Here is a 25,169-nt window from a genome sequence, read left to right as displayed (position 1 = left end):
GACGCACGCTGCGAGCACTAATGCACGCTGCGAGCGCACCGCGTGTTCCAGACCGTTGCAGGCCACACGCCAAGGTCGCACCCGCAGGGTGCCGATCGACGGGGCGGAGAACCTCAGAACCTGCCCGCCAACCGGGCCCCGGCCGCCTCGAGCCACACCAGCGGATCGGCCAGGGCTGCCGCGGTTCCGCCGGCGAGGTCGGTGAGCGCCACGGCCTGGGCGAACGGCTCGGCGGCGGCCGCCAGGGCCCCGGCATCGATGGCGCCGGCCACGAGCAGTGCCGGGGCACCGGCGGCCGCCGCGAGCCCGGCCAGATACGACGGCACCTTGCCGGCAGCGGACTGCCTGTCGTAGCGTCCCTCGCCGGTGATGACGACGGATGCGGCGCCCACCGCCGCCGGCACCCCGAGCGCCTGGCCCACCGCGGCCGAGCCCGCCTCGAGGTGGGCGCCCCAGGCCAGCAGACCGAACGCGGTCCCCCCGGCCGCGCCCGCCCCCGGCGTCTGCGGGTCCACGGGCAGCAGCGCCGCCAATCGGGCCAGTCCGGCGTCGAGCCGGCCGATCTCCGCCGCATCCGCCCCCTTCTGCGGACCGAACACCGCCGCCGCGCCCGCCGGCCCCAGTAGCGGGTTGGTGACATCGCTGAGGATCACTGCGCCACCCGGCGGCAGGGCGGGCAGCCCGCTCAGGTCGACGGCGGCCAGGTCGACCAAGCCGCGGCCGCCGGGCCGGATCGGCTTCCCCGCGGCGTCGAGGAACACCGCACCCAGCGCCGTGAGCGCCCCGGCTCCCCCGTCGGTGGAGGAGCTGCCGCCGAGCGCCAGGTAGAGCCGGGAGACGCCGTGCGCCAGGGCGGCCGCGAGGGCTGTGCCGAAGCCTGCCGAGTGGGCGTCGAGTGGACGCAGCGGATCGAGCAGGGTGATGCCGCTGGTGCAGGCCAGCTCCACCACACCGGTGCCGTCCGGCAGCAGCAGCCAGGAGGCCGCAACCGGCCGGTCGTCGGGGCCGGGAACGGTCACGGGCATCCGTCGGGCACCGGGCACGGCCAGTTCGAAGGCGTCGAGGGTGCCCTCCCCACCGTCGGCCATGGGCAGCAGCACCAGCTCGTCGTCCGGCCGCACCGAGGACCAGCCCGCGGCGAGCGCCCGCGCCGCCTCGGCGGCGCCGGCAGTGCCCTTGAAGGAGTCCGGCGCTATCACCAGCCGCGTGCGTGTCATCGTCGAAGCCTCTCCCCCGCCAGCCTGACCGCCGCCCGGCCCGGCTGTCAAGCACGGCCGTCCTGGCCGGTCCGGAACACCCAGGCAGGGCTTGGGGGGCCTGACTAGGCTTGAATCGTGAATGCCTACACGTCTGTGCCCATCGACCCCGATTCCGCCGCCACCCTGCAGGAGCAGGGCCTCCGCCTGGCCGTGCTCGACGCCGCCGACGAGGCGGGCCTCAAGCGCTGGTTGCTGGCGGATGCCCGCGGCTTCCACGAGATCACCCCCTCGGAGAGCACCCTCGAGGTGCAGGTCGAAGACATCGCCACCGACCGGGTCACCGGCGTCTGGGATGCCTCCCAGGCCGACCCCGACACCCCGGTCGCCACGGTGCGGTCCTGGCAGATGGACCTCACCGTGCCCGGCGGCGCCGCCGTGGGCACCTACGCGATCAGCTCGGTGACGGTCTCGCCCACCCACCGGCGCCAGGGCATCGCGCGGGCCATGCTCACGGCGGAACTGCGCACGGCCGTGCGCCTTGGGCTGCCGATGGCGATGCTCACCGTGTCGGAGGCCACCATCTACGGCCGGTACGGCTTCGGTCCGTCCGCGCGGCAGTCCACCTACAGCGTCGACACCGCCCGGGCGCGCTGGACCGGCCCCACCCCGACCGGCCGGGTGCAGTTCGTCAGCCCAGAGTCGCTCCTGACCGACGGCCCCGCCGTGTTCGAACGCACCCGCGACCGCTCCCCCGGCGAGGTCGACCGCCGCGAGATCTGGTGGAAGCGCACCCTGGGCCTGCTCCCCAACGAGCCGGAGGCACACAAGCGCGGCATCCGCGCAGTGCGCTACGACGACGCCGACGGCGCCATGGCCGGCTTCGCGCTCTACGAGATCGCCCTGCAGAACGTCAGCCACCCCGGCAAGCTCACCCTGGTCGACCTCGTCGCCGCCACCGACGACGCCTATGCGGCGCTCTGGCGCTTCCTGATCGAGATGGACATGGTCGACGAGATCGCCGCGCCGCTCCGCAGCGTCTCCGAGCCCGTGGCCTGGCAGGTGGCCGACCACCGCGCCGTGCGCAAGACCGGCGAGCGCGACCACCTCTGGCTGCGAATCCTCGACGTGCCGGCCGCCCTGGCCGCACGCCGGTACACGGCCCCCGGCCACTACCTGCTCGACGTCACCGACGACCTCGGCTTCGCCACCGGCCGGTTCCTGCTCACGGTGGCGGCCGACGGGTCGGGGCAGGCGCATCCGCTCACCGACAGCACGGCACCCGAGGGCACCGTGGAGGTGTCGCTCTCCACGGCCGACCTCGCCTCGCTGTACCTGGGCGGCACGAGCGCGGTCGACCTCGCTCGCGCCGGCCGCATCACCGAGCGCACCCCGGATGCCGCCATCCGGCTGGACACGGCGCTGCATTCTGCCTACGCGCCGCACCTGAGCACCTGGTTCTAGGCCCGTACGGGGGCGGCCGGACCGGCCCGATGGCGGTCCGGCCGCCCCCGGAGTGCGAATAGGCTCGTCCCGGGCAAACGGCACGGCAGCCCTGCCGTTCTTACTCTTCCCAGCAGCCTCACAGCACCCGGCAATCGACTTCATAGGCGCGGTCGCTAGCGTCGGGCTCGAATCACTCCCGACGAAACGGCACACAGTCAATGAACGCTAGAACCCCCGGTCAGCCGCTCCCACCTAAGAAGGATCGACGCGAGGTGGCACGCGAGAGCGCCCGCCTGATGCGCGAGGAGCAGAAGAAGCGCGACGCCCGCCGGCGCTGGTACTGGCGTGGCGGCATCGGGGTGGGGCTGATCGCCGTGGCCGCCATCGTGGCGATGGTCGTGGTGGGCAGCGTCAAGCCGCCGTCTCCCGGCCCGTTGAACATGGCCAGCGACGGCGTGCTGATGCAGGGTGACGGCACGAGCATCACCGCCGTGCCGACCGCTGCCACCGCGGCGGATGCCGACCCCACACCCACCGACGTGAGCGCGCTCACCAGCACGGTGAACATCACGGTCTACCTGGACTACCTGTGCCCGTACTGCGGTCAGTTCGAGACCACCAACGGCGCCCAGCTGAGCAGCTGGCTCACAGCAGGCAACATCACGCTCGAGACGCACCCGATCTCGATTCTCGACCAGTCCTCGAACGGCACCAAGTACTCCACCCGCTCGGCCAACGCCGCGGCTTGCGTGGCGAACTACCAGCCGGACAGTTTCGTCGACGTGAACGCCGCACTGTTCGCGAACCAGCCCACCGAGGGCACCGACGGCCTCACCAATGCCGAATTGGTGAGCCTGGTCGAAAAGGCCGGCGTCACCGACGCCTCTGTGTCCAGCTGCATCACCGACCAGGAGTTCGGCTCCTGGGTGGGCGACGCCACCGACCGCGCCCTGGCCGGCCCGCTGCCCAACACCGACGTGAAGAACGTGGCCGGCACGCCGACCGTGCTCGTGCAGGGTGTGCAGTACACCGGTGCGCTCGACGACGCCGCGGCCTTCGAGGCCTTCGTCATGGAGCAGGCCACCGCGACCGGCGACACCGGAACCGACACCGGCGAGTAACCGGCCCCGCAGCGCATCCGGCTCGGCTACTGTTGCCGGTGCGGACACATGGTCCCGGTACGCCGGGTGCACGTGTGCGCATTGGCAGTTATGTGGACACCCCGGTCCCCGAAGGAGAACCCATGCGGCACGATGAGCGGGCCGGAGACCAGCGCATGGAGCGTCCGCACGTGTACGGCGCCGTGGTCGACGACGCCACCCGGTGCGTGCACTACAACGGGCCCACCGACATCGTGGCGATCGAGTTCCGCTGCTGCGAACGCTTCTACCCCTGCTTCCAGTGCCATGCCGACGCCGAAACGCATCCGCTCGAGCGGTGGGCGCCCGAGCAGTGGTCGGAGCGGGCGATCCTCTGCGGCGCCTGCGGGCACGCGCTCGCGATCGACGAGTACCGGTCGGTCTCGGGTTGCCCGAGCTGCGGGGCGGCCTTCAACGACGGATGCCGTCTGCACGCCCACCTGTACTTCCAGGTTCCGCCGCCCACCGCCTGAGGCGGCGGCCGGGCTGCGCCGAACGGCTACATCGGCCCCGCGTGCTGGACCAACCAGGCGTAGGGGTCGATCGCGGTGACACCGTCGAGGTGCAACTCCAGGTGCATGTGCGGACCGGTGCTCTGGCCGGTGCTCCCCACGTTGCCCAGCCGCTGACCGGCCGAGACGGACTGTCCCTCGCTCACGGCGGCGGAGCCGGCCTGCATGTGCCCGTAGGTGCTGGTGACGTTCTGGCCGTCCACGACGTGATCGACCATTACGTGCACGCCCAAGCCGCCGTCGTCGTAGGGGGTAACCGAGCTCACGACGCCGGCGGCGATGGAGCCGATCGGGGTTCCCTCGCCGGGGTTCATGTCGAGGCCGTCGTGGAAGGTCGAGCATCCGCTGCAGGGCGCGCTGCGTGGGCCGTAGCCGTCGGAGATGCGGGTGACGCCGGGGAACGGCCAGACCACATCGGCGGAGACGGAAGCGGGCGCCGCCACCGGGGTGGGCGCGGCCGCGGCCGCGGGGGCGACCACCACGGGCGGCGGCGGCACCTCGGCAGAGTACGTGTCGACCTCGACGGCGATGGGCGCCTGGGCGGTCACCGTGACGCTCTGCTCGGCCGCGAGTCGGGTACCGGCAGCGGCCGACCCCACTGAGCGCGCCGGAACACCGTCGGCGTCGACGTACGCGGCCTGGGCGGGCAGGGCGCCCATGGTCGTGAGCAGGGCGACGAAGGTCATGGCCGTCACGGCGGTCACTCCACGGCCGGCGGATGCCGAGCGGCGGGCGGGCGGGGCGATGAATCCGGTGCGCCTACGCATGGGCCTCCCCGATGGGGTGGTGGGCTCGGGTCTGCGGGGGAGAAATGGGCATGGCAGAACTTTCTGTCGGAGCAAGATCGGGACGTGGATCCACACAACCTTCAGGGTTCAATCGCAGGCGGCACGATGCATGACGGCACGGCGCACCACCCGGCAGAGCGGGGCACGGGCAGGATCGCTGACGACCCCGCCGAAGGGCGGATCCAGCACCACGGCGACGCCTTCGGCTCCGGGTACAAGAAAGTGACGTTACGTCATTTTTCTGGGTATCCCGTGTGTATCCATGCATATGCACGCATCCGGGCGCGCCACCGGCGTCACCGGTCACCCCGCGGTGCGAGTCGGCAGCAACCGTCGACCGACAGGACCGCCGGCCGTGAGGTCAGGGCAGCGTTACGACCGTCGGGCGCGAAGGGCCAGTCCGCCGAGCGGCAGGATCACCAGGCCGGCCGCACAGAGCAGAGCGATCCACTCGCCCGTCGCCACACTCACCCACACGCCAAGGCCGAGGACGACCACTGACCACACCCAGCCGACGAGCGTCGTCCAGCGGGGCGGGCGGGCAGATCCGTCGGCAACCATGCCTCCACCCTAGGGGCACCCGCTCACAGCACGCCTGGAAGGCTTCAGACCGTGACGACGGAGTGCGCCAGGGCATCAAGCGCCCCGGGCACCAGGCGGTAGTACGCCCAGGTGCCGCGCTTGTCGCGCGACAGGATTCCCGCATCCACCAGCACCTTGAGATGGTGCGACACCGTGGGCTGGCTGAGGCCGAGCGGCTCGGTGAGATCGCATACGCACGCCTCCGCGTCGTCGTGCGAGGCCACCATCGAGATCAGTCGCAGTCTGGCCGGATCCGCGATGGCCTTGAGGGTCTTGGCCAGCTTCTCCGCGCCATCGGCGGCGAGCGCCTCGCGCACCGGCGGCGCACAGCATTCCGCGTCGGCGTCGACGGCCGCGTTCGCGGGGTGCTGCAGAAGTTTGACGTTCGCCATGGCTCCAGTCTGCCACGTGAATTGACACCGATCGATGTGATCGACACACTCAATATCGACGTTCATCTATTTCTCGGCGCATTCTGATGGGGCTCCATGACCACCGACGACCAGCCTGTATCCGCCCCCGCGCGGCTCGGCAGCACCGACCGACTGTTGCCGGTCTGGATCCTCCTCGCGATGGGTGTCGGGCTGTTGCTCGCCGTCGTCGCACCCGGCGTGGGCGACGTGCTGCACGCGTTCTCCATCGGCTCCGTGAGCGTTCCGATCGCCGTCGGCCTGCTGGTGATGATGTACCCGGTGCTGGCCAAGGTGCGTTACTCGGATGCGCGCGCCGTCGCCGGCGACCGTCGCCTGCTGGTCTCTTCCCTCGTGCTCAACTGGCTGGTCGGTCCGGCGCTGATGTTCGCCCTGGCCTGGGTGTTCCTGCCGGACCTGCCCGAATACCGCACCGGTCTGATCATCGTGGGCCTGGCCCGCTGCATCGCCATGGTGCTGATCTGGAACGACCTCGCCTGCGGTGACCGGGAGGCGGCCGCGTTCCTGGTGGCGGTCAACTCGGTCTTCCAGGTACTCGCGTTCGCCGCCCTCGGCTGGTTCTACCTGCAGGTGCTGCCCGCGTGGCTCGGCCTGGCCACCACGAGCGCCGAGTTCTCGGTCGGGGCGATCACCGCCAGCGTTCTGGTGTTCCTCGGCATCCCGCTCGTGGCCGGCTACCTCTCCCGCCGCATCGGCGAAGCCACCCGCGGCCGAGCCTGGTACGAGGGCCGATTCCTCCCCCGGGTCGGTCCGTTCGCCCTCTACGGCCTGCTGTTCACGATCGTGCTGCTCTTCGCCCTGCAGGGCCGCCAAGTCATCGACCAGCCTCTCGACGTGCTGCGCTTCGCGCTGCCGCTGCTCGTCTACTTCGCGTTGATGTTCGGGGCGGGGATGCTGACCGGCCGCCTGGTGGGCCTGCCCTATGCCCGTACCGCCACGCTGGCCTTCACGGCGGCGGGCAACAACTTCGAGCTGGCCATCGCCGTGGCCATCGGCACCTTCGGCGCCACCAGCGGCCAGGCCCTGGCCGGCATCGTCGGCCCGCTCATCGAGGTGCCGGCGCTCGTCGCCCTCGTCTACGTGGCGCTGTGGTTGCGGCCCCGGTTGTTCGGCCCGATGACACTGGAACGCTCCGAGAACTTGCCGAACGAGCCAGACTTGGCGCTCGACGCATCCTCGCAGGCTCCGGGCCGCCGACCCGCATAGCCCCCGGCGCGGATGAACCGGAGCTGAACGACGAATGACGGGTCGGTGACAAATCCCCCGGAAACGCCGGTGGCCGCCAGCGTCGATTCCGATCAGCGTGCGCGTCGCACTATATTGACAGGTATCGATCAATCTCCACGCGAAGGACGCATCCATGCCTGACACCGACACGACGCCCGCCGCCAAGCCCACGGTCCTGTTCGTCTGCGTGCACAACGCCGGCCGCTCCCAGATGGCCGCGGGCTACCTGGCCGCGCTCTCCAACGGTCAGGTCGAGGTGCTCTCCGCAGGCTCCGAGCCCAAGGATCAGATCAACCCCGTCGCCATCGCGGCCATGGCCGAGGATGGCATCGACATCGCCGACAACGTGCCGAAGATCCTCACCGTCGAGGCCGTCAAGGACTCCGACGTCGTGATCACAATGGGCTGCGGCGACGCCTGCCCGATCTTCCCCGGCAAGCGCTACGAGGACTGGGAACTGGCCGACCCGGCCGGCCAGGGCATCGACGCGGTGCGCCCGATCCGTGACGACATCAAGGCGCGCATCGAGAAGCTCCTCGCCGAGATCCTCCCGGCCACCGTCTGACCCAGCGCCGGCATGCTGCCACCGGTCAGCCGCGGGTGACCGGGATCTTCGCCTTGGTGGCGGGCTGCTCGGCCACGGGCACCCGCACCTCGAGCACTCCGTCGCGGTAGCTCGCCGAGACATCCGAGTCCTTGCTCCCGCTGGGCAACGGCACATCGCGGGCGAACGAGCCGTACCGGAATTCGGTGCGGTAGCCGCCCTTCTCCTTGTGCTCGGTGGTCTCCTGGCGTTCTGCCTGGATGTGCAGCACCCCGTCGGACACCGTGATGTCCACGTCCTTCTCCGGATCGATGCCCGGCATCTCGGCCTTCACCACGAGGGTGCTGCCCTCCTGGTACTCCTCCACGCGCATCGCGGCAGCGTCCCAGTCGCCCTCGAAAAAGCGTCGCACCGAGTCGGGCAATTCGAATCGATCGCGCCGCGCTACTCCACCAGCCATGATGCATCTCCTTGGGTCGGGTCCGGTTGTCGCTGCACACAGTACCCCCGCCCTCCGGCCCCCGCAGGGCGCAGCTCAGAGCAGATGCGCCTCGCGCAGGTCGGCCTTCAGCCGCGGAGTGACCGGGTCGACGATGTCGTCGTACTCGCGGTGGCCGCGCAGGTATGCGGCCGTGAACGGGCAGATCGCCACCACACGCAGCCCGCGTGCGCGCACGTCCGCGAGCGCGCCGGACACCAACGTCGAACCCAAGCCCTTGCCCGACTGATTCATGTCGATCTCGGTGTGCACGAAGACCCGCTGAGCGCCGTGGTCCACGTACGCCGTGGTGCCCACCCGCTCGCCGTCGATCAGCAACACGTAACGCCGCTCGTCCTCGGCAAGTTCCACCGTGCGCACGTCGCCGCTGCCGGTACCGTCCTCGGGATTCGATGGGATACTCATCCCCCCAGTGTGCCCATCGCGGGCGAGGATGCAAGTACCGCCGTCAGGTCGGGCGGTTCCGGCCGGGCTCAGCCGACGGCATCCGCCCCGGACGCGCCGCTGACAGCCGGGGCGGTCTTGCGCGACGCCCGCCGGAACGTGGAGCGCTTGGGCTGCTCCTTGAGCTGCTTCCTCACGTCATCGAGGATCTCGGTGACGGTCATCAGGTCGGCATGGCTGAGCCGATCGAAGAGCATCTCCCGCACCAGGCTCACATACCCGGGGACGCCCGCCCGCAACAGGTCCAGTCCGGCCGGCGTGATCTGGGCGATCACCGACCGCTCATCGTCGGGGGCCGGTTCGCGCCGCACCAGTCCCTTCTTCTCGAGCTGGCCCACCTGATAGGTGAGGCCACTGCGGGAGACCGTGAGGGCGTCGGCGACATCCGTCATGCGCCGGCCATCCGTGCCGGCTTCGCCGATGCGCAGCAGGATCTCGAACTGTGCCAGCGTCAACCCCACCGAGTCGCGCAGGTTCCGGTCCGCCGCGTACTGCACGATGTTCGAGGTCTCGAAGAGGGCCGCCCAGGCACGCATCTCATCGGCGGAGATGGAGGGTTCGGGAGTTCCCATGGTCGGTCCTTCGGCTGGCGGGCGTATAGTTGTTTCGAATACGAAGCACTTTGGAGAGGTGCTCGATTCGAGCACTGACTCCAGTGTCCTCCGATCAACCCGAAAGAAGACAATCATGACCACCGCCATTTACACCGCCTCCGCCACTTCCTGGGGCGGACGCACCGGCAAGGTCGTCACCAGCGACAACAAGCTCGACCTCGACCTGTCGATCCCCAAGGACATGGGCGGCGACGGCGGGCCGGGCACCAACCCCGAGCAGCTCTTCGCCAGCGGCTGGGCCGCCTGCTTCCACAACGCACTCAAGGCCACCGCCCGCCAGAGCAAGATCGACGTCTCCGAGTCGGCCGTGACCCTCACGGTGAACCTGGTCGGCAGCATGGCCGCCGGCCTCGACTTCGAGGTCACCATCGAAGCGCAGATCCCGGGCGCCGACCCGGCCACCGCCCAGGCCGCCATGGAGGCAGCACACGCCGTGTGCCCGTACTCGCGCGCCACCCGCGGCAACATCAACGTGGTGCTGAGCGTCGTCACCGACGAGGACTAACCCTCCCCATCTGGTCCCCATCCGGACACGTGCACCCGGTTCGCCGCGGGTGCATGTGTCCGTTGCGGCACCAGATATCCCGGGGCAGCGGATGCCGGTGGCCCGGAGCGCCGGTTGGCACGCCGGCCGCGAAGGGCCTAGCGTCACAGGCATGACAGTGAGCCCGTCCGGCACCACGAGCACCCCCGAGCACCCGAGCTCCGCCGGCACCACGGGCGGCGCGGCACCCGGCAGCGGCGGCGCCGACCGCCGTGAGCGACTGCTGGACCGCGTGGTCGACTACGTGCTCGAGAACGGCATCGCCGACCTCACCCTGCGCCGCCTGGCCGACGCCGTGAGCTCGAACAACCGGATGCTGCTCTACTACTTCGGCAGCCGGGAGGAGATCATCGTCGCCGCGCTCACCGCGGCCGAGGCCCGCTTTCCCGGCATGCAGCAGATCCTGGTGCGCCTCGACGACCCGGTCGCGCCGCTCGGCGAGCGCCTCCCCGCCGCCTGGGCCACCATCGCCGACCCGGCAAACCTGCCCTTCCACCGGCTCTTCTTCCAGGTCTTCGGCCTGGCCGGGTTCGAACGCGACCGCTACGCCGACCTACTCGGCACCATCGGCACCGAGTGGGTCGACCACGTTGCCGCTGCGATCACGGCGGAGGGCGTGCCCGCCGCCGAGGCACTGTCGTTCGCCCACGAGACCGTCGCCCTCTGGCGCGGGCTGCAGGCCACCCTCATCGGCGGCGGCGACAGAACCGCGGTCAACCAGGCCGCGCAGGCCGGCACGCTCGCGCTGCTCGACCGCATCCGCCTCGCTGCAGCGCACTGAGCAGCACCCACACACCAGCCCCTCGCCGGCAGCCGGCACCCGCGCAGCGAGCCGCGGCGACTGCTCCCCCGGCCTATGTTAAGAGTCTGTTTCGTGGCTGGACAGCGCTGTGAACCATTTGGTTCAATCGGTGCAGCGGGTCACACGGGCCCGGACGAGACGGGATCCCACCATGAAGCAAATGCACCTGGGCGTCTTCGAGGTCGCCGGGCCGCAGGTCGGCGGCACCCTGAGCTGGCCGCACCCGCGCAGCGACTCGCTGCGCTTCCACGAACTGGAGCACTGGATCCACATCGCGCAGGTGCTCGACCGGGCCGGGTTCGACTTCCTGTTCTTCGCCGACGGGTACGGCTTCCCGTCCATCGATGGCGACCTGCCCGACCTCGCGGTGCGCGGCGGCATCAACTTCCCGGCCCTCGACCCGGCACTGATCATCCCCACCCTCGCCCACCTCACCGAACGGCTCGGCTTCGTCGTCACCTCCTCCACAGGCCTCGACCACCCCGTGCAGACGGCCCGCCGCTTCGCCACCCTCGACCACCTCACCGGCGGGCGTATCGGCTGGAACATCGTCACCGGCGCATCGCAGAACACCGTCGCGGAGCTCTTCGGGCACAGGGAAATGACCGGGCACGACGCCCGCTACGACCAGGCCGACGAGTACGTCGACCTGGCGCTCACCCTCTGGGAGGGCTGCTGGGAAGACGACGCCCTGATCGGCGACAAGGCGGGCGGCGTCTTCGCCGACCCGGCCAAGCTGCACCGCATCAGTTACGAGGGCACGCATTTCCGGTCTTCCGGCTACTTCACCGTCGATCCCTCACCACAACGCACCCCGGTGCTCTTCCAGGCCGGCACCTCGGCCCGCGGCCGGGCCTACGCCGCCCGCAACGCCGAGTGCGTGTTCGTGCAGGGCACCACGGTCGAGCAGACCCGGGCGAACGTCGCCGACATCCGCGCCCGCGCGGCCGAGAACGGCCGCGACCCGCAGGGCATCCGGGTGATGGTCGGGGTCACCGTCACGGTGGCCGCCACGCACGAGGCGGCCGTAGCGCTCCGCCGCGAGTTCGACGAGCTGCAGACCGACGAGGTCGTGGCCGTGCTCTACGCCGGCAACACGGGCATCGACCTGCTCTCCCTCGACCCGACCCTGCCACTCAGCCAGCTGCAGGATGGCGCGGGGCCGGCCGGCCAGATGGGCCAGAGCAACATCGACAGGTTCCTCGGCACCGACGGACGCCCGGCACCCACCGTGCGGGAGATCCTCGACCAGCTCAAGGGCCGCGGCACCCGCGGTTTCCAGGTGGTCGGCAGTGCCACCGAGGTCGCCGACCAGCTCGAGCAGCTGATGGACGACACCGATCTCGACGGCTTCCTCCTCGAGCCGATCTTCGACCCCGCCGACCTGGAGGACTTCGCGACGCTCGTGGTGCCGGAGCTCCGCCGCCGGGGCCGGATGCCCGCGGCGCCGGGCACGGGCACCCTGCGCGAGCAACTCACCGGCACCGACGACCCGCACCTGGCCGGCGAGCACCCGGGCGCCCGGTTCCGGGTCACCCCGCCACTGCCGGCATCCATCCCGTAGCACTCACGGCCGGCTTCAGCGCTCCCATCGGGCATTTCCCCAGGAAGGGGATGCTAGCCTCCGGGTTCGGGAAAAGAGGGGGGCCGACCATGGCCAGACCACGGCAGCAGCACACCGGGATCGCGCGACACGGCCGATTGGCACCCGCTCGACCGGTGCGCACCGCGCTCGCGTTCGTCGCCTTGAGCCTGGCCGTGATCCTGGTCAGCGGCGTGGCGGTGGCCGGGCTGGCCTTCTGGCAGTTCAGCAGCACCGTCACCGCGAACTCCATCGACCTCAACGGCACGGATGTGCCCGACGCCGCCCCGTCCATCGGCAGCTACGAGACCGGCTTCAACATCCTTATCGTCGGGGTCGACAACGACACCGAGCAGGGCGGCGCCTACGGCGAACGTGACTCCACCCTCAACGACGTCAACATCCTGGTGCACGTCTCGGCCGACCACACCAACGCCGTCGTCGTGAGCATCCCGCGCGACCTCATCGTGGCGCACCCCAGCTGCACCGATATGAGCACTGGCGAGGAATACAGCTCGATGTCGGCCCGACCCGTCAACGAGGCCATGTCCCGCGGCGGACTGCCCTGCGTCGTGAGCACGATCGAGAACCTCACCGGGCTGGAGATCCCCTTCGCGGGTCTGGCCTCATTCGACGGGGTCGTGCGCATGAGCGACGCCGTCGGCGGCGTGCCGATCTGCCTCTCCGAAGCCATCGACGACCCGCTCGCCGACCTCAACCTGCCCGCCGGCACGAGCGTCGTCTCGGGCTCCACCGCCCTGGCCTTCCTCCGCAGCCGCCACGGAGTGGGCGACGGCAGCGACCTGTCGCGCATCTCGTCGCAGCAGATCTACCTGGCCTCCCTCATGCGCACCGTGCAGGGCGACGGCACCTTCACCGATCTGCCCAAGCTGTTCTCTCTCGCCACCGCGGCGGCCACCAACATCAAGCTCTCCACAAACCTGGCGCACACCGACACCATGGTGTCGATGGCCCTGGCGCTCAAGGACATCGACCTGTCTCGCCTGGTCTTTGTGCAGTACCCGGGCACCACCGAGGACCCGAACTTCCCGAACAAGGTGGTTCCCCTGCAGGACCTTGCCGACACCATGTTCGCCAAGATCCTCGCCGACGAACCGTTCGCCCTCGCCACCGATGAGCCGGAGCCCGCCGAGGAACCGACGGCAGAGACCGAGACTCCCGTGGAATCCGACGCACCGGTCGTGGAGGCCGCCCCCGAGGTGCTGAGCGGGCTCACCGGCCGCACTGCCGAGGACCAGTCCTGCGCCCAGGCCTTCAGCGGCTGATCCTCCGAAGCCTCACCGGCCCCAGCGGTCGGCCATCTCCTGGGCCAGGGGGCGCAACTGCTCCCAGCGCTCGGGCACGACCAGGCTCGGCAGCAGGAACGACCACATCTCCACCAGCCGCTGCATGAGGTCGGCGCGTCCGGTGAGCACACCGGAGACCACTTGAACCCCGGTGAACGCCGGGCTGATGAAGTGCGCGGCGGCAGCCACGTCGAGGTCGGCGCGCACGTCACCATCGAGAATTGCCCGGCGCAGCAGCAGCTCGCAGGCGGCCATCCAGTCCTCGTAGGGCGTCACGACCGGCGTCGACAGACTGCTCGACTCCAGGGTCAGCCGGATGCCCGCACGCGAGACCGCGTCCTCGCGCACCTGCTTGCCCAGTTCGAAGGTCAGGCGCATCAAGACATGCAATCCGGGCTGGTCACTGTGCAGCAGGTCGGTGCCCAGCGCGAGTGCCCTCTCGTGTTGGGCGTCGATGACCCCCCAGGCCAGCGCCTCTTTGGAGTCGAAGTGGAAGTACAGCGCGCCCTTGGTCAGGCCGGCGGCCTCACAGATGTCGGCCATCGAGGCGCCACCGTAGCCGTGCACACCGAAGACGTCGGCGGCGGCACGGATGATGACCGCACGGGTTTCCACGGCGCGGGCCTGCCTGGTCATGATGCTCCTCGCGTCGGGACGGGCATCCGGGGGGAGACGCCAGGACCGATAGCGTCATCGTCCGACATTGAATCATACCGTTTGGTATGCTTTCGGAAGGCCGGGCGAATATTCCGGGGGGAACCTGTTCTCCCGGCCGACAGCATCCATCACCGCACGAATGCAGCACCGCACGACCGCCCCGCGATGACGCCGGGCACCATCTGCCGGGATCGAGGGGAAACCGACGAATGACAGTGACCAAGACGTTTATCGAAACCGCGGGGGCGCTCACCGAGCGGGAGAACGTGCTCGACGGCGCTGGGGTCGATGGGGCCCAGCTCGGAGCACTGATCGGCCTCACCCTCCTGGTTCTGGCCGCGCTGGGCGCGATCGTGCTCGTCGTGGCCGCGCTCGTGCAGGTGGCTCAGGCCGTGCACCTCAGCGAACCGGCCCGCTCACGCTGGGTGCTCGCCGTGGTCTTCGCCCCCGTTTTCGGCGCGTTGGCCTGGTTCGCCGTGGGCAACCGCCTGCAGATGGGCTGAGAGCCGCTCGGGCGTCACACCCGCGGGCGCACCACCAGTACCGGGCAGTCCGCGTGCCGCACGCACTGCTCGCTCACCGAGCCCAGCAGCATCCCGGCCAGCCCGCCGCGCCCCCGCGAGCCCACCACGAGCATCCGCGACCCCCTGGACACCTCGATGAGCGTCTTGGCCGGCGCGCCCAACGCCACCCGGTACTCCACGTCGAGGCCTGGATGCGCCGCTACGGCCGCGCGGGTGTCCGCCGTTAGCCGGCTCCGCACCGCGGCCTCGTAGTCGGAGTACGACGACACGTAGCCGAATTCCCAGTTGGCCGGCCGGGGCGCGGTGTCGATCGACCAGGCGCGCACGATCGTCACGGGTACCGAGAGCCCGGCGGCGAGGTCGAGGGCCACAGCCAGGGAACGGTCGGCATCGGCTGAGCCGTCGTGCCCGACCACTATGCCCGCGCGAGGACCGGGCTCCTGGGGCGGTTGCGCCGCGGCCTCGGCGTGCACATCGGCCGCGTCGCCCGTTGCCGCCTGCGCCCGTGGCTCTCGCTCGGCGGCGCTGTCGTTCATACCCGTGTCAGCATCCATGATGACCTCCCGCACGCAGAAGGCGGTCGCTCCGACTTCCGGTGGTGTCCCCATTCAACCGCTCGGCGCCGGGCGCTGGAAGAGGCCGGCGCAATTCCGGCCGCAGTTTTCCGCCCCGACCGGCATAGCCGGTCCCGCCGCCCGGGCGACGGAGCGTCGCGGTCAGCCGTCGGCGCGGTCAGCCCCGCAGCGAGCGGCCGTTGAGAAGGGCCTGGCGGCTGTCCAGCCGCAACTCGAGTTCGCTCATCACCATCGCCGCGAGATCCGCCAGGGTGGCCTGCTCGGCGGGCGAGAACTCGCGCGGCACGAAGTCGATGAGGCAGAGTGCGCCGAGGTTGTGGCCATCCCTGGAGGTCAGCGGCACACCGGCGTAGAACTGTAGGCCCATCTCCCCGGCCACCAGCGGGTTCGCCAGAGCTCGTGCGTCGCTCCGGGCGTCGGTGACCACCCACGGTTCGGCCTGCAGGATCGCCGAGGCGCAGAGGCCCGCGTCGCGGTCGATCTGTTCCACGGTGAGTCCGTGCCGGGACTTGAACCAGATCCGGTCGTAGTCCACCACGCTCACGAGCGCGATCGGCACCTGGAAGATCCGGGCCGCCAGGGCGGTGATGCGGTCGAAGGCACCGTCCGGTGGAGTGTCCAGCAGGTCGTACCGCCGCACCGCCGTCATCCGCCCCTCCTCGTCGGAGGATTCGGGGGCGCCGGGCCGCACGATGGGCCGGGTGGCTGCCAACTGCACGGGGGCGCCGGCGCGGTGGCGCCCCGAGGCGCCGATGATCAGCTGACGCATGGCCAGCACCAGGTCGTGCACGAGCGGGCGGTCGCGCGGGTCGCGGGCCGTCATGGCTCCGATCAGGCCGGCCCAGGCGGCGGGCACTGTGGCGGGGATCTCCGGGTCGTTCATCAACCGGGCCAGCGCGGAGGGCACGGCGGCACCGGGAAACGCGACCACACCGGTGAAGCACTCCAGCAGCACGAGGCCCAGGGCGTACACATCGCTGGCCGGGCCGACCGGGTCGCCCTTGGCCTGCTCCGGGCTCATGTAGTGGGCACTGCCCGTGGCGGAACCCTCCGCGGTGAACCGCTCGGACTCGGCGAGCAGCGCGATGCCGAAGTCGGTGAGTTTCGCGCGGGTGCGGGAGTTGTCGCCGTTGTAGTCCACGAGCAGCACGTTGGCCGGCTTGATGTCGCGGTGCACGACTCCGCGGGAGTGGATGTACTCGAGGCCCTCGGCCAGGTCGTAAGCAAGTTGGGCGATCTGCCGCACGGGGAGTGGGCCGCGGGCCAGCTTGCGCTGCAGGTCGGCGCCCTCGACGAGCTCCATGACGAGGTAGATGCGCGGCCGGGCGGGATCGCTGCGGTCGACGGCCGCGTCGAGCAGCGTGACGAGACTGTGGTGGCTGAGTGAGGCGAGGATATTGACCTCGTCTTCCTGGCGCCGCACGTCGGCCGGGGCCGTGGCGTTGGCGAGAAAGATCTTGATGGCCACGTTGCGGCCCAGGAACTCATCGGTGGCCTTGTAGACCGCACCCATCCCACCCTGGCCGATCAACTCCAGCAGCCGGTAACGCCCACGCAGGAGGCCTGTCGATGTACCATTCGGCACGGTTTCCGCCTTTCCTGACGAGTAATCATATCCAAGCGGATGCGCCGCCCAGCACACCCCTACGGGTGCCCTCGCGCATTGTTAGACGCCCGTAATGCACGTGCTGACAGCCCAGCTGCACCCGCCTCGCAGGCTCCTCTCATCACGCGTCCGTGCGCCTTCGATAGTGTGGCGGGATGAGCTTCTTCGAGCGCCACCGTTTGACCGCGCTCGCCACCGCCGCGCTTCTCGTCGTGACCCTCGGCGGTGCCGCGCTGATCACCGCGGCCGTCCGCGCCGAGCCGGCCACCGCCGACGCCGCCGCACCGGTGGTCCCGGTCGCCACAGACACGATCGACCTCGCCGGTTTTGAACCGGGACGCATCCTCAGCGACTTCAGCTTCTACAACGCCGCGGCCATGACCGAAGCCGAGATCCAGACCTTCCTGCAATCGCGCAGCTGCGTCCGCACCGATTCCTCCCCCTGCCTGTGGGAGTATCGCGAGACCACCACCGACGAGCCCGCCGCCGGGGCCGGCCACTGCGCCGCGTACTCCGGCGCCGCCCATGAACACGCCAGCCGCATCCTCAGCAAGGTCGCCGAGGCCTGCGGCATCAGCCCCCGTGTGCTGCTGGTTTTGCTGCAGAAGGAGCAGTCGCTGCTCAGCCGCCCCACCGAGTCCGGGTACCTGCGTGCCACGGGTTACGGCTGCCCCGACACCGCCGATTGCAACGCGGACTACTTCGGCTTCTTCAACCAGGTCTACAACGCGGCCTGGCAGTTCCGGCAGTACACCCAGGAGCCCGATCGGGCCTACAAGATCGGCGCCGTCGAGGTGGGCTACAACCCCGACGCCGAGTGCGGCGCCAGCACCGTCGACATCCAGAATCAGGCCACCGCCAACCTGTACAACTACACGCCGTACCAGCCGAACGAGGCCGCCCTGGCCGACCCCGACAGTGACGGCGACGGATGCTCCACCCACGGCAACCTCAACTTCTGGCTGTTCTACACGGCCTGGTTCGGCCCCGGCGGAACCGACCCGTACCCCGACGTCTTCGACGCCTGCCTGAACCTTGCCCACGGCCAGCCCTGCCGGGTGCCCGAACTGATTCCCTCGCTCTAAGCAGCGGACCCGCACAGGAGGAACCATCGTGGACGCATCTGCCGGCCGCCATCTCGTCTACCAGACCAGCCTGATGAGCGCTCTGCTCGACGGCATCTACGACGGCGAGACCACCGTGGCCACGCTGCTCGAACACGGTGATTTCGGGCTCGGCACCTTCAACGCGCTCGACGGCGAGATGCTGATCCTCGACGGCGTCTGTTACCGGATGCGCGCCGACGGCACTGTGACACCGGCCGAGGGCGATGAACGCACGCCGTTCGCCGTCGTCACCGAGTTCCGTCCAACGGTGAGCATCCCGGTCACTACGCCGGCGACCCGTGATGAGGCCGTCAGCCTGATCACCGACACCCTGCAGAGCTCCAACTACCTCTATGCCGTGCGTCTCACCGGCGAGTTCGAGTGGGTGCGGGTGCGGGCCGTCGAGCGGCAGGAGAAGCCGTACCAGCCCATGTCGGAGGCCATCCGCGGCGAGAAGACGATCGAGTTCGGCCGCTCGGCCGGGGTCGTGGCGGGTTTCCGCACCCCGCTCTACGGTCAGGGCATCGGGGTCCCCGGCGGGCACGTGCACTACATCGACGCCGACCGTCGGCACGGCGGCCACGTGCTGGACTTCAAGTTGCTCTCCGGCACCATCGACATCTGCATCGGCACCGACCTGCACCTCGAGCTGCCGCTCACCGCCGAGTTCAAGAACGCGGAGCTGAGCCCCGACGACCTCGCCGACCAGGTCGAGCAGACCGAGAACCACCGCTAACGGATCTCGACAAGCTCGATCACCGCATGGTCGCGCCCATCCCACCGGTCGAGGGGGCGAGACCCCGCGGGCCGACCTCACGGGCGCAACCACTTCGCCGGTCGAGCTTGTCGAGGCCCCGCGGGCCGACCTCACGGGCGCAACCACCTCGCCGGTCGAGCTTGTCGAGACCCCGCGGGCCGACCTCACGGGCGCAACCACCTCGCCGGTCGAGCTTGTCGAGACCCCGTGACCCGACCTCACGGCGCAACCGGTTAGGAGAGGGTGCCGTGGCCGGGCCAGAGCGCCACATCCAGCCCGCGCTCGAGCTTGGCGATGGTCTCCATGTCCGGCCAGGCACGGCCCTCCAGGATCCCGATCAGGGTCGCGTGGTTCATCCCGCAGGCCTCCGCGGCGCTTCGAATGCTTCTCTCCCCGATAGACCGGCGCAGATTGGCCGCAAACACCCGGGCCACCTCTCCGATCGGGTCGCTGGCGGGCCCATCCGGCCACGCCGTGACCAGCTCATTGGGCTTCAAGCGCATGGTGCGGGACATTTCACCAGCGTAGGCCGCCGCCCGCCCCTGCCGGAACGAAATGGGGCCAACACGCTGCATCACGGGCTGGTCGCTTTAGGGTGTCCACCACGGCCGCAGCGGTAGCTCCCCGACACCGCTCTGATTGCCCGGCCTGGTCATCAGGATCTGGTGCAACTGAATGCCGTTGCTCTCGAACCCGAGCCGAGAGCCAGCCATGTACAGACCCCACACTTTCGCGGTGGGGAGCCCGACCTCGGCGACCGCCTCATCCCAGTGGTCGACGAGGTTGGCGCACCAATCGCGCAGCGTCATCGCGTAGTGCGGTCTCAGGTTCTCGTCGTGCAGCACCTCCAGGCCGATGTTCTGGGCATCGCTGATGATCCGGCCCGATCCGGTGAGCTCCCCATCGGGGAAGACGTAGCGATCGATGAAACCGCGCGCCTCGGGCAGGTGGTGGTTCTCGGGCCTGGTGATGCTGTGATTGAGCAGCAGCCCGCCGGGGCGCAGCCGGGACTGCAGAAAGCGGAAGTACGACGGATAGTTTCGCCGGCCGATGTGCTCGAGCAGCCCGATCGACGACACCGCGTCGAATCCGGTTTCCCTGACGTCGCGATAGTCGCCGTACCGAACCTCGGCCAGGTCGCTCAAGCCCTCGTCGCTGATGGCGCGCCGTGCCCACCCGGCCTGCTCGGTCGACAGCGTCACACCGGTGGCTCGCACGCCGCGGCGTGCGGCGTAGCGCACCATGCCGCCCCAGCCGCATCCGACGTCGAGCAGTCGGTCGCCCGGTGTCAGCCGCAGCTTCTCGAAGACAAGCCGGTACTTGTTCTCCTGCGCCTCCTCGAGCGAGGCGCTCCCGTGCGGGTAACACGCGCAGGTGTAGGTCATAGACGGCCCGAGCACCAGCTCGTAGAAGGTGTTCGAGACGTCGTAGTGGTGGTGCACCGCGTCCGCGTCACGGGTCTTGCTGTGCCGTAGTCCCCCGGCGATCCTGCGCCATCGGGGCTGAGCTTCCTGGGGCGGCGGCGCTATCGGGCGCAGGTGTTCGACACCTATGGAGCGGATGATGTCGACCATCGTCCGCACCGGCGGGTGGATGAAGACGAGGCTGTCGGCGAGGGCTTTGAGCAGTTCATAGGGGTCCCCAGGGTGCACACCGCGGATATCGAGGTCGCCGGCGATGTAGGCGCGGGCGAGACCGAGGTCACCGCGGCCGGTGGCGAGGTAGCTCGTACCGCGCGGGGTCTTCAGGTCCAGCCCGAACGACGCGTCGGGCGGTCCTGCGGAACTCCCGTCGTAGGCGGTGAACCGCAGCGGAAGCCGACCACCGGCCAAGATCTCCAGCACCTCGGCGAGGGAGTACCTCCCCGCCGTTCTCGCTTTCCCCGTCGCTACCGCCGGCGACGGCGACTTGGTCGCGCGATCCTTGAATGTGGTCATCGTCGTTGCACCGCCTTGGCATAGAGGTCGAGGAGCCGGGAATCAGGGTCGTAGGTGTTCTTCACGGTCCGGTAGCTGTCCGCGCCGTAGAGTTCATCGAACTCTTCCCGGGAGTAGTAGGAGTCGGAGTACAGCGACTTGTGCCCGTCAAGCTCGCGGACCCTGCGTTCGATGAGGCGGTTCGTCGCCCCTTCGGTGGCGCCGACCGGCACCGTGGACCAGAAGCCGACGTTCACGTAGCTCTGATGGGGCCGGATCGGGTAGAGCGGCCAGCTGTTCTCGCCCTGCAACCGCAGAGGGCACAGCCAGATCGGCGTGATCGGCACGGTGTCCAGGAACCACTGCAGGAACTCAGCGCATCGCCCTATCGGCACCTCGATGTCCTGCACGACGCGTTCACGTGGTGGTCGTCCGCGAATCTTCTCGATGCGATCGCCGATGTGGAACCGTTGTTCGTATTTCATCAGATTCCCGTAGACGCTGCTGCGCCGGTAGCGTCGTGGCCAGAGCCTGCGGATCTGCGGATTCTGTGCACCGAACGCCTCCGAACACCAGAACCAGTCGGTGTCCCACCGCCAGAGGTAGTCGTGGACAGTGAGGCGGTCATCCGTCACCCCGTTGTCGTGCCGGATGGAGCGATAGTAGATCTGCTGGCCGGTGTAGTCGCTGACGGGGCCGGGCGCACTGGTCTTCCGGCCGAGGCAGAGATAGCTTTCCGCCGCGCTGAACACCACGCCGTCGAGGTAGTCGACCCGGTCCCCGTCGAACCTCCCGGTCTCGAGGATGTCCTGCATGGCCCCGACCAGGTCGAGGAGCGAGTGGAAGCGCACGTGACTGAGCGCGACGAACGGTTGTACGGGTTCGAGGTCGATGCGCAATCGCACCGCGTAGCCGAGAGTCCCATACGAGTTGGGGAAGGCTCGGAACAGATCGGCGTGTTCGTGCGGGGATGCGGTGAGCACCTCGCCGGCGCCGGTCAGGATGTCCATCTCCAGCACCGATTCGTGCGGCAGGCCGTTGCGGAACGACGTCGACTCGATGCCGAGGCCGGTGACTGCGCCGCCCAGCGTGATGGTCTTCAATTGAGGTACCACCAGCGGCGCCAGTCCAGACTGAAGGGTCGCGGCGACCAGGTTCTCGTAGGTGCACATGCCGGCCACGTCAGCCGTTCGTGTCTCTGCGTCAACCGCGATGACGCCGGTCAGCCCGGAGGTGTCCAGGCCCGTGACGGTGTTGTCGGCGCGGGCCCGGAACAGATTCGACGTCGGTTTGGCCAGCCGAATCGGGGCACCCGCGGGGACGGCCCGATAGCTCTCGAGAAGGCGCTGCACGCCAACGGCGTGAGCGCGCTTCGCGTCGACTGGAGCGGGCACGCCCACACGATAGCCCGCGGTCGCCCCGGGCGCGATGGGGATCCACCCTCCCCGTGGCATAACTCCTGCAGTTTCGGTACCGGACCAACCGTGCCCGCGGCATCCCGCGGGCACCGGATGGGTGCGCGGGCGAATTGCAGGAGCTATGCACCGATCGGCACGGCTCAGCCCTGTCGGGCCTTCAGGCGCGGGTTCTTCTTGTTGATCACGAACACCCGGCCGCGGCGGTGCACGATCTGGGCGCCGGGGAGTTGTTTGAGGGCTTTGAGCGAATTGCGAACTTTCATGGCCGCCTCTTCCTTATTGAGAATGAATATCAATTAGAGTAACAGGCATGACACCGACTTCATTCCTCACCGTGGACCTCGTCAGCGGACTCCCCGGCGCCGGCAAATCTTCCATGGCCCGGGCAAGCGGGCGAGCGAGCATCGGCCTGCAGGGCTCGGATCCCGAGGCCGTGAGCCTGGCCATCGCGAGCGCCAGCAGCACGGCCGACGTGATGCTCGAGGTGCACCCGTCGGCCGTTCCGGTCGAGGTGGCCATCTCGGTGATCGCGGCCGGCGGCGACCTGGCGCCCGCGCCCGGCACCGGTGCCATCCGTCTGGGCAATTTCGTCAGCGTTCTCGACGCCTCCAGTTTCTGGCGGGACATCCGCAGCGACACCCTCGCACCCGAGCCCCCGGCGACCTGCGTCACACACGGTGAGCATGACCGAACCGTAGCGGATGCGCTCGTGCAGCAGATCGAGTGGGCCAGTGTGGTGGTGATCAACAAGACCGACCTCGCCAGCGCGGTCGACTGCGCAGACCTGCGCGACTTCGTGCGCCTGCTCAACCCGTCCAGCCACGTCGTCTTCGCCCGGCATGGACGCAGTTCCGTCAGCCCCTGGCTGCCGCCGCGGGACGACATGCTGCGCTGGCTCCAGCAGAGCCCCGGATGGATCCGGCAGCTGAACGGCGAAGGCCTGCTGGCGTCCAGCCGCACCGGTCTCGGCTGCTTCGTCTACCGCGATCCCCGGCCGTTCCATCCGGGCCGACTGGCCGACTTCCTCAGCGACAGGTCCGCCCAGGCGGGTGAGATTCTGCGTTCACGCGGGCTCTTCCGCCTCGCGACCCGCCCCCACGTCGTCGGCTCCTGGAACAGCGCCGGCCCGACCATCGAGTTCGAGCCGACCGGCATGGGCAGTCACGACCCCGACTCGCCGTGGGGCCAGGAGATCGCCTTCTTCGGCAAGGACCTCGACGCTGCCACGCTCACCGCCAACCTCGACGCCTGCCTGCTCGACGACCACGAGTTCGTCGGCGGGCCCCTGGAGTGGACGAGCCTGGCCGACCCATTCCCGGCCTGGGAGCTCGACAGGGACGACGCCTAGGCCCGCACCGCCGTCGAGCCAACCTGAGAGGACTGAGCCATGACGAGCCACCACGCAGAACCTCCTCCCCCTACCGGAGCGAGCGGCCCCCTCATCGCGCTGTGCGCGGGCCACCGCTGCGAGGCCCTGCACCGCCTGGCGGACGACCGGACCGGCGCAGACCGGGTGCGCTCTACTGTCGCGAACCGTCGCGGCGCCGTTCTCGTGTCGACGCCCTGCGTGGGAGCCTGCGTCACCGGGGCCGTCGCCGCCGTTGCCTGCCGGGACGGAGCCACCGGCACTACCGGGGCATCCGTCTGGCTGGGCGGTGTCGACCAACCGGCGATCCTGCACGCCCTGCTCGCCTGGATCCGCTCTGGCGGGCCCGCGAGCACAGACCGACCGGTCAGCGACGTACCTGCCGCGCTGCAGGATGCCGTCCTCGGCGTCGGTCGGCCCATCCACGCCCGAAGCCAAGGTCGCTAGAGCATCCGCCACTCATTTCGGCAAAAAGCACCCTCGATCACGTGATCGAGGGTGCTTTCTTCGGAAATGGATACGCTCAGACGAGAGCAGCCGGGGGCTAGAAGTCCCAGTCGTCGTCTTCGGTGTTGACGGCCTTGCCGATGACGTACGAGGAACCCGACCCGGAGAAGAAGTCGTGGTTCTCGTCGGCGTTCGGCGACAGGGCCGAGAGGATCGCCGGGTTCACGTCGGTGACGGCCTTGGGGAACATCGGCTCGTAGCCGAGGTTCATCAGGGCCTTGTTGGCGTTGTAGTGCAGGAACTTCTTGACGTCTTCGGTCAGGCCGACTTCGTCGTAGAGGTCCTGCGTGTACTGGATCTCGTTCTCGTAGAGCTCGAACATCAAGTTGAAGGTGTAGTCCTTGATCTCGTCGCGACGCTCCTGGGTCTCCTTCTCGAGGCCCTTCTGGAACTTGTAGCCGATGTAGTAGCCGTGCACGGCTTCATCCCGGATGATCAGACGGATGAGGTCGGCCGTGTTCGTGAGCTTGGCGCGGCTGGACCAGTACATGGGCAGGTAGAAGCCGGAGTAGAACAGGAACGACTCGAGCAGGGTCGAGGCGACCTTGCGCTTGAGCGGGTCGTCGCCCTGGTAGTAGTCCATCACGATGGACGCCTTCTTCTGCAGGTTGACGTTTTCGGTCGACCAGCGGAACGCTTCGTCGATCTCCTTCGTCGAGCACAGGGTTGAGAAGATCGACGAGTAGCTCTTGGCGTGCACTGACTCCATGAACGCGATGTTCGTGTAGACGGCCTCTTCGTGCGGGGTGATCGCATCCGGGATCAGCGACACGGCGCCGACGGTGCCCTGGATGGTGTCCAGCAGGGTCAGGCCGGTGAACACGCGCATGGTGAGCTGCTGCTCCACCGGGGTGAGGGTGTTCCAGGACTGCACGTCGTTGGAGAGCGGGATCTTCTCGGGCAGCCAGAAGTTGTTGACGAGGCGGTTCCAGACCTCGACGTCTTTCTCGTCTTCGATCTTGTTCCAGTTGATCGCGTCAACGTGGGAGACGAGCTTGAGCTTGTCAATCATTTCTTGTCCTTTTGTGGTGGTGCACCGTTGGTCGAGCTTGTCGAGATCTGCTTGCGTGGTCTCGACAA

The 25,169-nt window shown here is 69.1% G+C and carries 29 protein-coding genes; 14 read left to right on the top strand and 15 right to left on the bottom strand.

Translation table 11 applies throughout. From position 1 onward, the window contains the following. Nucleotides 1–113: 113 nt before the first annotated feature. The gene (locus PA27867_RS02010) at nt 114–1,217 is read right to left on the bottom strand and encodes a glycerate kinase (protein ID WP_066592492.1); all 1,104 of its coding nucleotides are present in this window, start codon (nt 1,215–1,217) and stop codon (nt 114–116) included. Nucleotides 1,218–1,334: 117 nt separating this feature from the next. Between PA27867_RS02010 and PA27867_RS02005 the strand changes: the two genes are divergently transcribed. The 3 genes from PA27867_RS02005 (at nt 1,335) to PA27867_RS01995 (ending at nt 4,254) form a co-directional block, all read left to right on the top strand. Then, nucleotides 1,335–2,660, top strand: coding sequence for a GNAT family N-acetyltransferase (locus tag PA27867_RS02005; protein ID WP_066592490.1), 1,326 nt, complete (start codon nt 1,335–1,337; stop codon nt 2,658–2,660). Nucleotides 2,661–2,914: 254 nt separating this feature from the next. Next, entirely contained in the window at nt 2,915–3,763 is an 849-nt protein-coding gene (locus PA27867_RS02000; RefSeq protein ID WP_167550813.1) for a DsbA family protein, read from the top strand. Between the two features lie 122 nt (nt 3,764–3,885). After that, a complete protein-coding gene (locus PA27867_RS01995; RefSeq protein WP_236900799.1) occupies nt 3,886–4,254 on the top strand; it encodes a CHY zinc finger protein in 369 nt (122 codons plus the stop codon). A 26-nt stretch (nt 4,255–4,280) separates the two neighbouring features. Here the strand turns inward: PA27867_RS01995 and PA27867_RS01990 are convergent, their stop codons facing one another. From PA27867_RS01990 to PA27867_RS01980, 3 genes are all read right to left on the bottom strand, one after another. After that, complete coding sequence (locus PA27867_RS01990) at nt 4,281–5,060, bottom strand: M23 family metallopeptidase (RefSeq protein ID WP_084020555.1); 780 nt, start codon at nt 5,058–5,060, stop codon at nt 4,281–4,283. A gap of 393 nt (nt 5,061–5,453) precedes the next feature. Continuing rightward, nucleotides 5,454–5,642 (bottom strand): hypothetical protein, encoded by a 189-nt coding sequence (locus PA27867_RS01985; RefSeq protein WP_066592484.1) that lies wholly within the window; start codon nt 5,640–5,642, stop codon nt 5,454–5,456. Between the two features lie 44 nt (nt 5,643–5,686). Continuing rightward, entirely contained in the window at nt 5,687–6,055 is a 369-nt protein-coding gene (locus PA27867_RS01980) for an ArsR/SmtB family transcription factor (RefSeq protein WP_066592482.1), read from the bottom strand. A 96-nt stretch (nt 6,056–6,151) separates the two neighbouring features. Between PA27867_RS01980 and arsB the strand changes: the two genes are divergently transcribed. Then, nucleotides 6,152–7,300, top strand: a complete 1,149-nt coding sequence (arsB, locus tag PA27867_RS01975) for an ACR3 family arsenite efflux transporter (RefSeq protein WP_084020554.1) — start codon at nt 6,152–6,154, stop codon at nt 7,298–7,300. A gap of 154 nt (nt 7,301–7,454) precedes the next feature. Further along, nucleotides 7,455–7,886, top strand: a complete 432-nt coding sequence (locus PA27867_RS01970) for an arsenate reductase ArsC (RefSeq protein ID WP_066592481.1) — start codon at nt 7,455–7,457, stop codon at nt 7,884–7,886. A 25-nt stretch (nt 7,887–7,911) separates the two neighbouring features. Here PA27867_RS01970 and PA27867_RS01965 read toward each other — a convergent pair whose 3' ends face one another. From PA27867_RS01965 to PA27867_RS01955, 3 genes are all read right to left on the bottom strand, one after another. Beyond that, nucleotides 7,912–8,325: an Hsp20/alpha crystallin family protein gene (locus PA27867_RS01965; protein ID WP_066592479.1), complete on the bottom strand. Its 414-nt coding sequence runs from the start codon at nt 8,323–8,325 to the stop codon at nt 7,912–7,914. Nucleotides 8,326–8,400: 75 nt separating this feature from the next. Then, nucleotides 8,401–8,769: a GNAT family N-acetyltransferase gene (locus tag PA27867_RS01960; protein WP_084020553.1), complete on the bottom strand. Its 369-nt coding sequence runs from the start codon at nt 8,767–8,769 to the stop codon at nt 8,401–8,403. Nucleotides 8,770–8,837: 68 nt separating this feature from the next. Beyond that, nucleotides 8,838–9,380, bottom strand: coding sequence for a MarR family winged helix-turn-helix transcriptional regulator (locus PA27867_RS01955; protein ID WP_066592477.1), 543 nt, complete (start codon nt 9,378–9,380; stop codon nt 8,838–8,840). 115 nt (nt 9,381–9,495) lie between these two features. On the opposite strand from PA27867_RS01955, the gene PA27867_RS01950 reads away from it, so the two are divergent. The 4 genes from PA27867_RS01950 (at nt 9,496) to PA27867_RS01935 (ending at nt 13,636) form a co-directional block, all read left to right on the top strand. Then, the gene (locus PA27867_RS01950; protein ID WP_066592473.1) at nt 9,496–9,927 is read left to right on the top strand and encodes an organic hydroperoxide resistance protein; all 432 of its coding nucleotides are present in this window, start codon (nt 9,496–9,498) and stop codon (nt 9,925–9,927) included. 151 nt (nt 9,928–10,078) lie between these two features. Then, nucleotides 10,079–10,747 carry a TetR/AcrR family transcriptional regulator gene (locus PA27867_RS01945; RefSeq protein ID WP_066592469.1) on the top strand — a complete coding sequence of 223 codons (669 nt, stop codon included), beginning with the start codon at nt 10,079–10,081 and terminating at the stop codon, nt 10,745–10,747. A gap of 172 nt (nt 10,748–10,919) precedes the next feature. Next, nucleotides 10,920–12,332 carry an NtaA/DmoA family FMN-dependent monooxygenase gene (locus PA27867_RS01940; protein WP_066592466.1) on the top strand — a complete coding sequence of 471 codons (1,413 nt, stop codon included), beginning with the start codon at nt 10,920–10,922 and terminating at the stop codon, nt 12,330–12,332. A gap of 89 nt (nt 12,333–12,421) precedes the next feature. Beyond that, nucleotides 12,422–13,636, top strand: coding sequence for an LCP family protein (locus tag PA27867_RS01935; protein ID WP_066592463.1), 1,215 nt, complete (start codon nt 12,422–12,424; stop codon nt 13,634–13,636). 12 nt (nt 13,637–13,648) lie between these two features. On the opposite strand, the gene PA27867_RS01930 is transcribed toward PA27867_RS01935, so the two are convergent. Continuing rightward, complete coding sequence (locus tag PA27867_RS01930; RefSeq protein ID WP_066592461.1) at nt 13,649–14,293, bottom strand: ScbR family autoregulator-binding transcription factor; 645 nt, start codon at nt 14,291–14,293, stop codon at nt 13,649–13,651. 236 nt (nt 14,294–14,529) lie between these two features. On the opposite strand from PA27867_RS01930, the gene PA27867_RS01925 reads away from it, so the two are divergent. After that, a complete protein-coding gene (locus PA27867_RS01925) occupies nt 14,530–14,817 on the top strand; it encodes a PLDc N-terminal domain-containing protein (RefSeq protein WP_066592460.1) in 288 nt (95 codons plus the stop codon). 14 nt (nt 14,818–14,831) lie between these two features. Here PA27867_RS01925 and PA27867_RS01920 read toward each other — a convergent pair whose 3' ends face one another. Together PA27867_RS01920 and PA27867_RS01915 are read right to left on the bottom strand one after the other, a co-directional pair. Continuing rightward, nucleotides 14,832–15,392 carry a universal stress protein gene (locus PA27867_RS01920; protein ID WP_208857287.1) on the bottom strand — a complete coding sequence of 187 codons (561 nt, stop codon included), beginning with the start codon at nt 15,390–15,392 and terminating at the stop codon, nt 14,832–14,834. A gap of 178 nt (nt 15,393–15,570) precedes the next feature. Beyond that, nucleotides 15,571–16,998, bottom strand: coding sequence for a protein kinase domain-containing protein (locus PA27867_RS01915; protein ID WP_066592459.1), 1,428 nt, complete (start codon nt 16,996–16,998; stop codon nt 15,571–15,573). A 176-nt stretch (nt 16,999–17,174) separates the two neighbouring features. Here PA27867_RS01915 and PA27867_RS01910 point away from each other — a divergent pair, with 176 nt between their 5' ends. Next, the gene (locus PA27867_RS01910) at nt 17,175–18,104 is read left to right on the top strand and encodes a hypothetical protein (RefSeq protein ID WP_066592457.1); all 930 of its coding nucleotides are present in this window, start codon (nt 17,175–17,177) and stop codon (nt 18,102–18,104) included. Between the two features lie 28 nt (nt 18,105–18,132). Continuing rightward, a complete protein-coding gene (gene budA, locus PA27867_RS01905; RefSeq protein ID WP_236900798.1) occupies nt 18,133–18,861 on the top strand; it encodes an acetolactate decarboxylase in 729 nt (242 codons plus the stop codon). A gap of 254 nt (nt 18,862–19,115) precedes the next feature. Here budA and PA27867_RS20095 read toward each other — a convergent pair whose 3' ends face one another. The 4 genes from PA27867_RS20095 to ykgO all read right to left on the bottom strand — a co-directional run bounded on the left by PA27867_RS20095 (nt 19,116) and on the right by ykgO (nt 22,479). After that, nucleotides 19,116–19,397 (bottom strand): helix-turn-helix domain-containing protein, encoded by a 282-nt coding sequence (locus PA27867_RS20095; protein WP_167550812.1) that lies wholly within the window; start codon nt 19,395–19,397, stop codon nt 19,116–19,118. Between the two features lie 75 nt (nt 19,398–19,472). Continuing rightward, a complete protein-coding gene (locus PA27867_RS01895) occupies nt 19,473–20,819 on the bottom strand; it encodes a class I SAM-dependent methyltransferase (RefSeq protein WP_066592455.1) in 1,347 nt (448 codons plus the stop codon). Continuing rightward, complete coding sequence (locus PA27867_RS01890; RefSeq protein WP_236900797.1) at nt 20,816–22,192, bottom strand: FAD-binding oxidoreductase; 1,377 nt, start codon at nt 22,190–22,192, stop codon at nt 20,816–20,818. Before PA27867_RS01890 ends, PA27867_RS01895 begins: the two co-directional genes overlap by 4 nt. A 164-nt stretch (nt 22,193–22,356) precedes the next feature. Next, nucleotides 22,357–22,479 (bottom strand): type B 50S ribosomal protein L36, encoded by a 123-nt coding sequence (gene ykgO / locus PA27867_RS01885; protein WP_066592451.1) that lies wholly within the window; start codon nt 22,477–22,479, stop codon nt 22,357–22,359. A gap of 47 nt (nt 22,480–22,526) precedes the next feature. Here ykgO and PA27867_RS01880 point away from each other — a divergent pair, with 47 nt between their 5' ends. Together PA27867_RS01880 and PA27867_RS01875 are read left to right on the top strand one after the other, a co-directional pair. Beyond that, complete coding sequence (locus PA27867_RS01880; RefSeq protein WP_066592445.1) at nt 22,527–23,564, top strand: GTP-binding protein; 1,038 nt, start codon at nt 22,527–22,529, stop codon at nt 23,562–23,564. A 39-nt stretch (nt 23,565–23,603) separates the two neighbouring features. Beyond that, nucleotides 23,604–24,029, top strand: a complete 426-nt coding sequence (locus PA27867_RS01875; protein WP_066592436.1) for a hypothetical protein — start codon at nt 23,604–23,606, stop codon at nt 24,027–24,029. Between the two features lie 97 nt (nt 24,030–24,126). On the opposite strand, the gene nrdF is transcribed toward PA27867_RS01875, so the two are convergent. After that, on the bottom strand, nt 24,127–25,101 hold the full coding sequence (nrdF, locus tag PA27867_RS01870; RefSeq protein ID WP_066592434.1) for a class 1b ribonucleoside-diphosphate reductase subunit beta: 975 nt from the start codon (nt 25,099–25,101) through the stop codon (nt 24,127–24,129). Between the last annotated feature and the right edge of the window lie 68 nt (nt 25,102–25,169).

This window comes from Cryobacterium arcticum (genome assembly GCF_001679725.1).
Taxonomy (GTDB): domain Bacteria; phylum Actinomycetota; class Actinomycetes; order Actinomycetales; family Microbacteriaceae; genus Cryobacterium; species Cryobacterium arcticum_A.
Note: the sequence above shows the minus strand (reverse complement) of the source record. Positions and strands in the feature narration are given on the sequence as shown.

What these genes read in the sequence shown, in the direction of transcription:
- PA27867_RS02010 (WP_066592492.1), bottom strand. Translation starts at nt 1,217, where the DNA reads ATGACACGCACGCGGCTGGTGATAGCGCCGGACTCCTTCAAGGGCACT.
- PA27867_RS01995 (WP_236900799.1), top strand. Translation starts at nt 3,886, where the DNA reads ATGCGGCACGATGAGCGGGCCGGAGACCAGCGCATGGAGCGTCCGCAC.
- PA27867_RS01990 (WP_084020555.1), bottom strand. Translation starts at nt 5,060, where the DNA reads ATGCGTAGGCGCACCGGATTCATCGCCCCGCCCGCCCGCCGCTCGGCA.
- PA27867_RS01985 (WP_066592484.1), bottom strand. Translation starts at nt 5,642, where the DNA reads ATGGTTGCCGACGGATCTGCCCGCCCGCCCCGCTGGACGACGCTCGTC.
- PA27867_RS01980 (WP_066592482.1), bottom strand. Translation starts at nt 6,055, where the DNA reads ATGGCGAACGTCAAACTTCTGCAGCACCCCGCGAACGCGGCCGTCGAC.
- arsB (WP_084020554.1), top strand. Translation starts at nt 6,152, where the DNA reads ATGACCACCGACGACCAGCCTGTATCCGCCCCCGCGCGGCTCGGCAGC.
- PA27867_RS01970 (WP_066592481.1), top strand. Translation starts at nt 7,455, where the DNA reads ATGCCTGACACCGACACGACGCCCGCCGCCAAGCCCACGGTCCTGTTC.
- PA27867_RS01965 (WP_066592479.1), bottom strand. Translation starts at nt 8,325, where the DNA reads ATGGCTGGTGGAGTAGCGCGGCGCGATCGATTCGAATTGCCCGACTCG.
- PA27867_RS01960 (WP_084020553.1), bottom strand. Translation starts at nt 8,769, where the DNA reads ATGAGTATCCCATCGAATCCCGAGGACGGTACCGGCAGCGGCGACGTG.
- PA27867_RS01955 (WP_066592477.1), bottom strand. Translation starts at nt 9,380, where the DNA reads ATGGGAACTCCCGAACCCTCCATCTCCGCCGATGAGATGCGTGCCTGG.
- PA27867_RS01950 (WP_066592473.1), top strand. Translation starts at nt 9,496, where the DNA reads ATGACCACCGCCATTTACACCGCCTCCGCCACTTCCTGGGGCGGACGC.
- PA27867_RS01945 (WP_066592469.1), top strand. Translation starts at nt 10,079, where the DNA reads ATGACAGTGAGCCCGTCCGGCACCACGAGCACCCCCGAGCACCCGAGC.
- PA27867_RS01940 (WP_066592466.1), top strand. Translation starts at nt 10,920, where the DNA reads ATGAAGCAAATGCACCTGGGCGTCTTCGAGGTCGCCGGGCCGCAGGTC.
- PA27867_RS01935 (WP_066592463.1), top strand. Translation starts at nt 12,422, where the DNA reads ATGGCCAGACCACGGCAGCAGCACACCGGGATCGCGCGACACGGCCGA.
- PA27867_RS01930 (WP_066592461.1), bottom strand. Translation starts at nt 14,293, where the DNA reads ATGACCAGGCAGGCCCGCGCCGTGGAAACCCGTGCGGTCATCATCCGT.
- PA27867_RS01920 (WP_208857287.1), bottom strand. Translation starts at nt 15,392, where the DNA reads ATGGATGCTGACACGGGTATGAACGACAGCGCCGCCGAGCGAGAGCCA.
- PA27867_RS01910 (WP_066592457.1), top strand. Translation starts at nt 17,175, where the DNA reads ATGAGCTTCTTCGAGCGCCACCGTTTGACCGCGCTCGCCACCGCCGCG.
- PA27867_RS20095 (WP_167550812.1), bottom strand. Translation starts at nt 19,397, where the DNA reads ATGTCCCGCACCATGCGCTTGAAGCCCAATGAGCTGGTCACGGCGTGG.
- PA27867_RS01895 (WP_066592455.1), bottom strand. Translation starts at nt 20,819, where the DNA reads ATGACCACATTCAAGGATCGCGCGACCAAGTCGCCGTCGCCGGCGGTA.
- ykgO (WP_066592451.1), bottom strand. Translation starts at nt 22,479, where the DNA reads ATGAAAGTTCGCAATTCGCTCAAAGCCCTCAAACAACTCCCCGGCGCC.
- PA27867_RS01880 (WP_066592445.1), top strand. Translation starts at nt 22,527, where the DNA reads ATGACACCGACTTCATTCCTCACCGTGGACCTCGTCAGCGGACTCCCC.
- PA27867_RS01875 (WP_066592436.1), top strand. Translation starts at nt 23,604, where the DNA reads ATGACGAGCCACCACGCAGAACCTCCTCCCCCTACCGGAGCGAGCGGC.
- nrdF (WP_066592434.1), bottom strand. Translation starts at nt 25,101, where the DNA reads ATGATTGACAAGCTCAAGCTCGTCTCCCACGTTGACGCGATCAACTGG.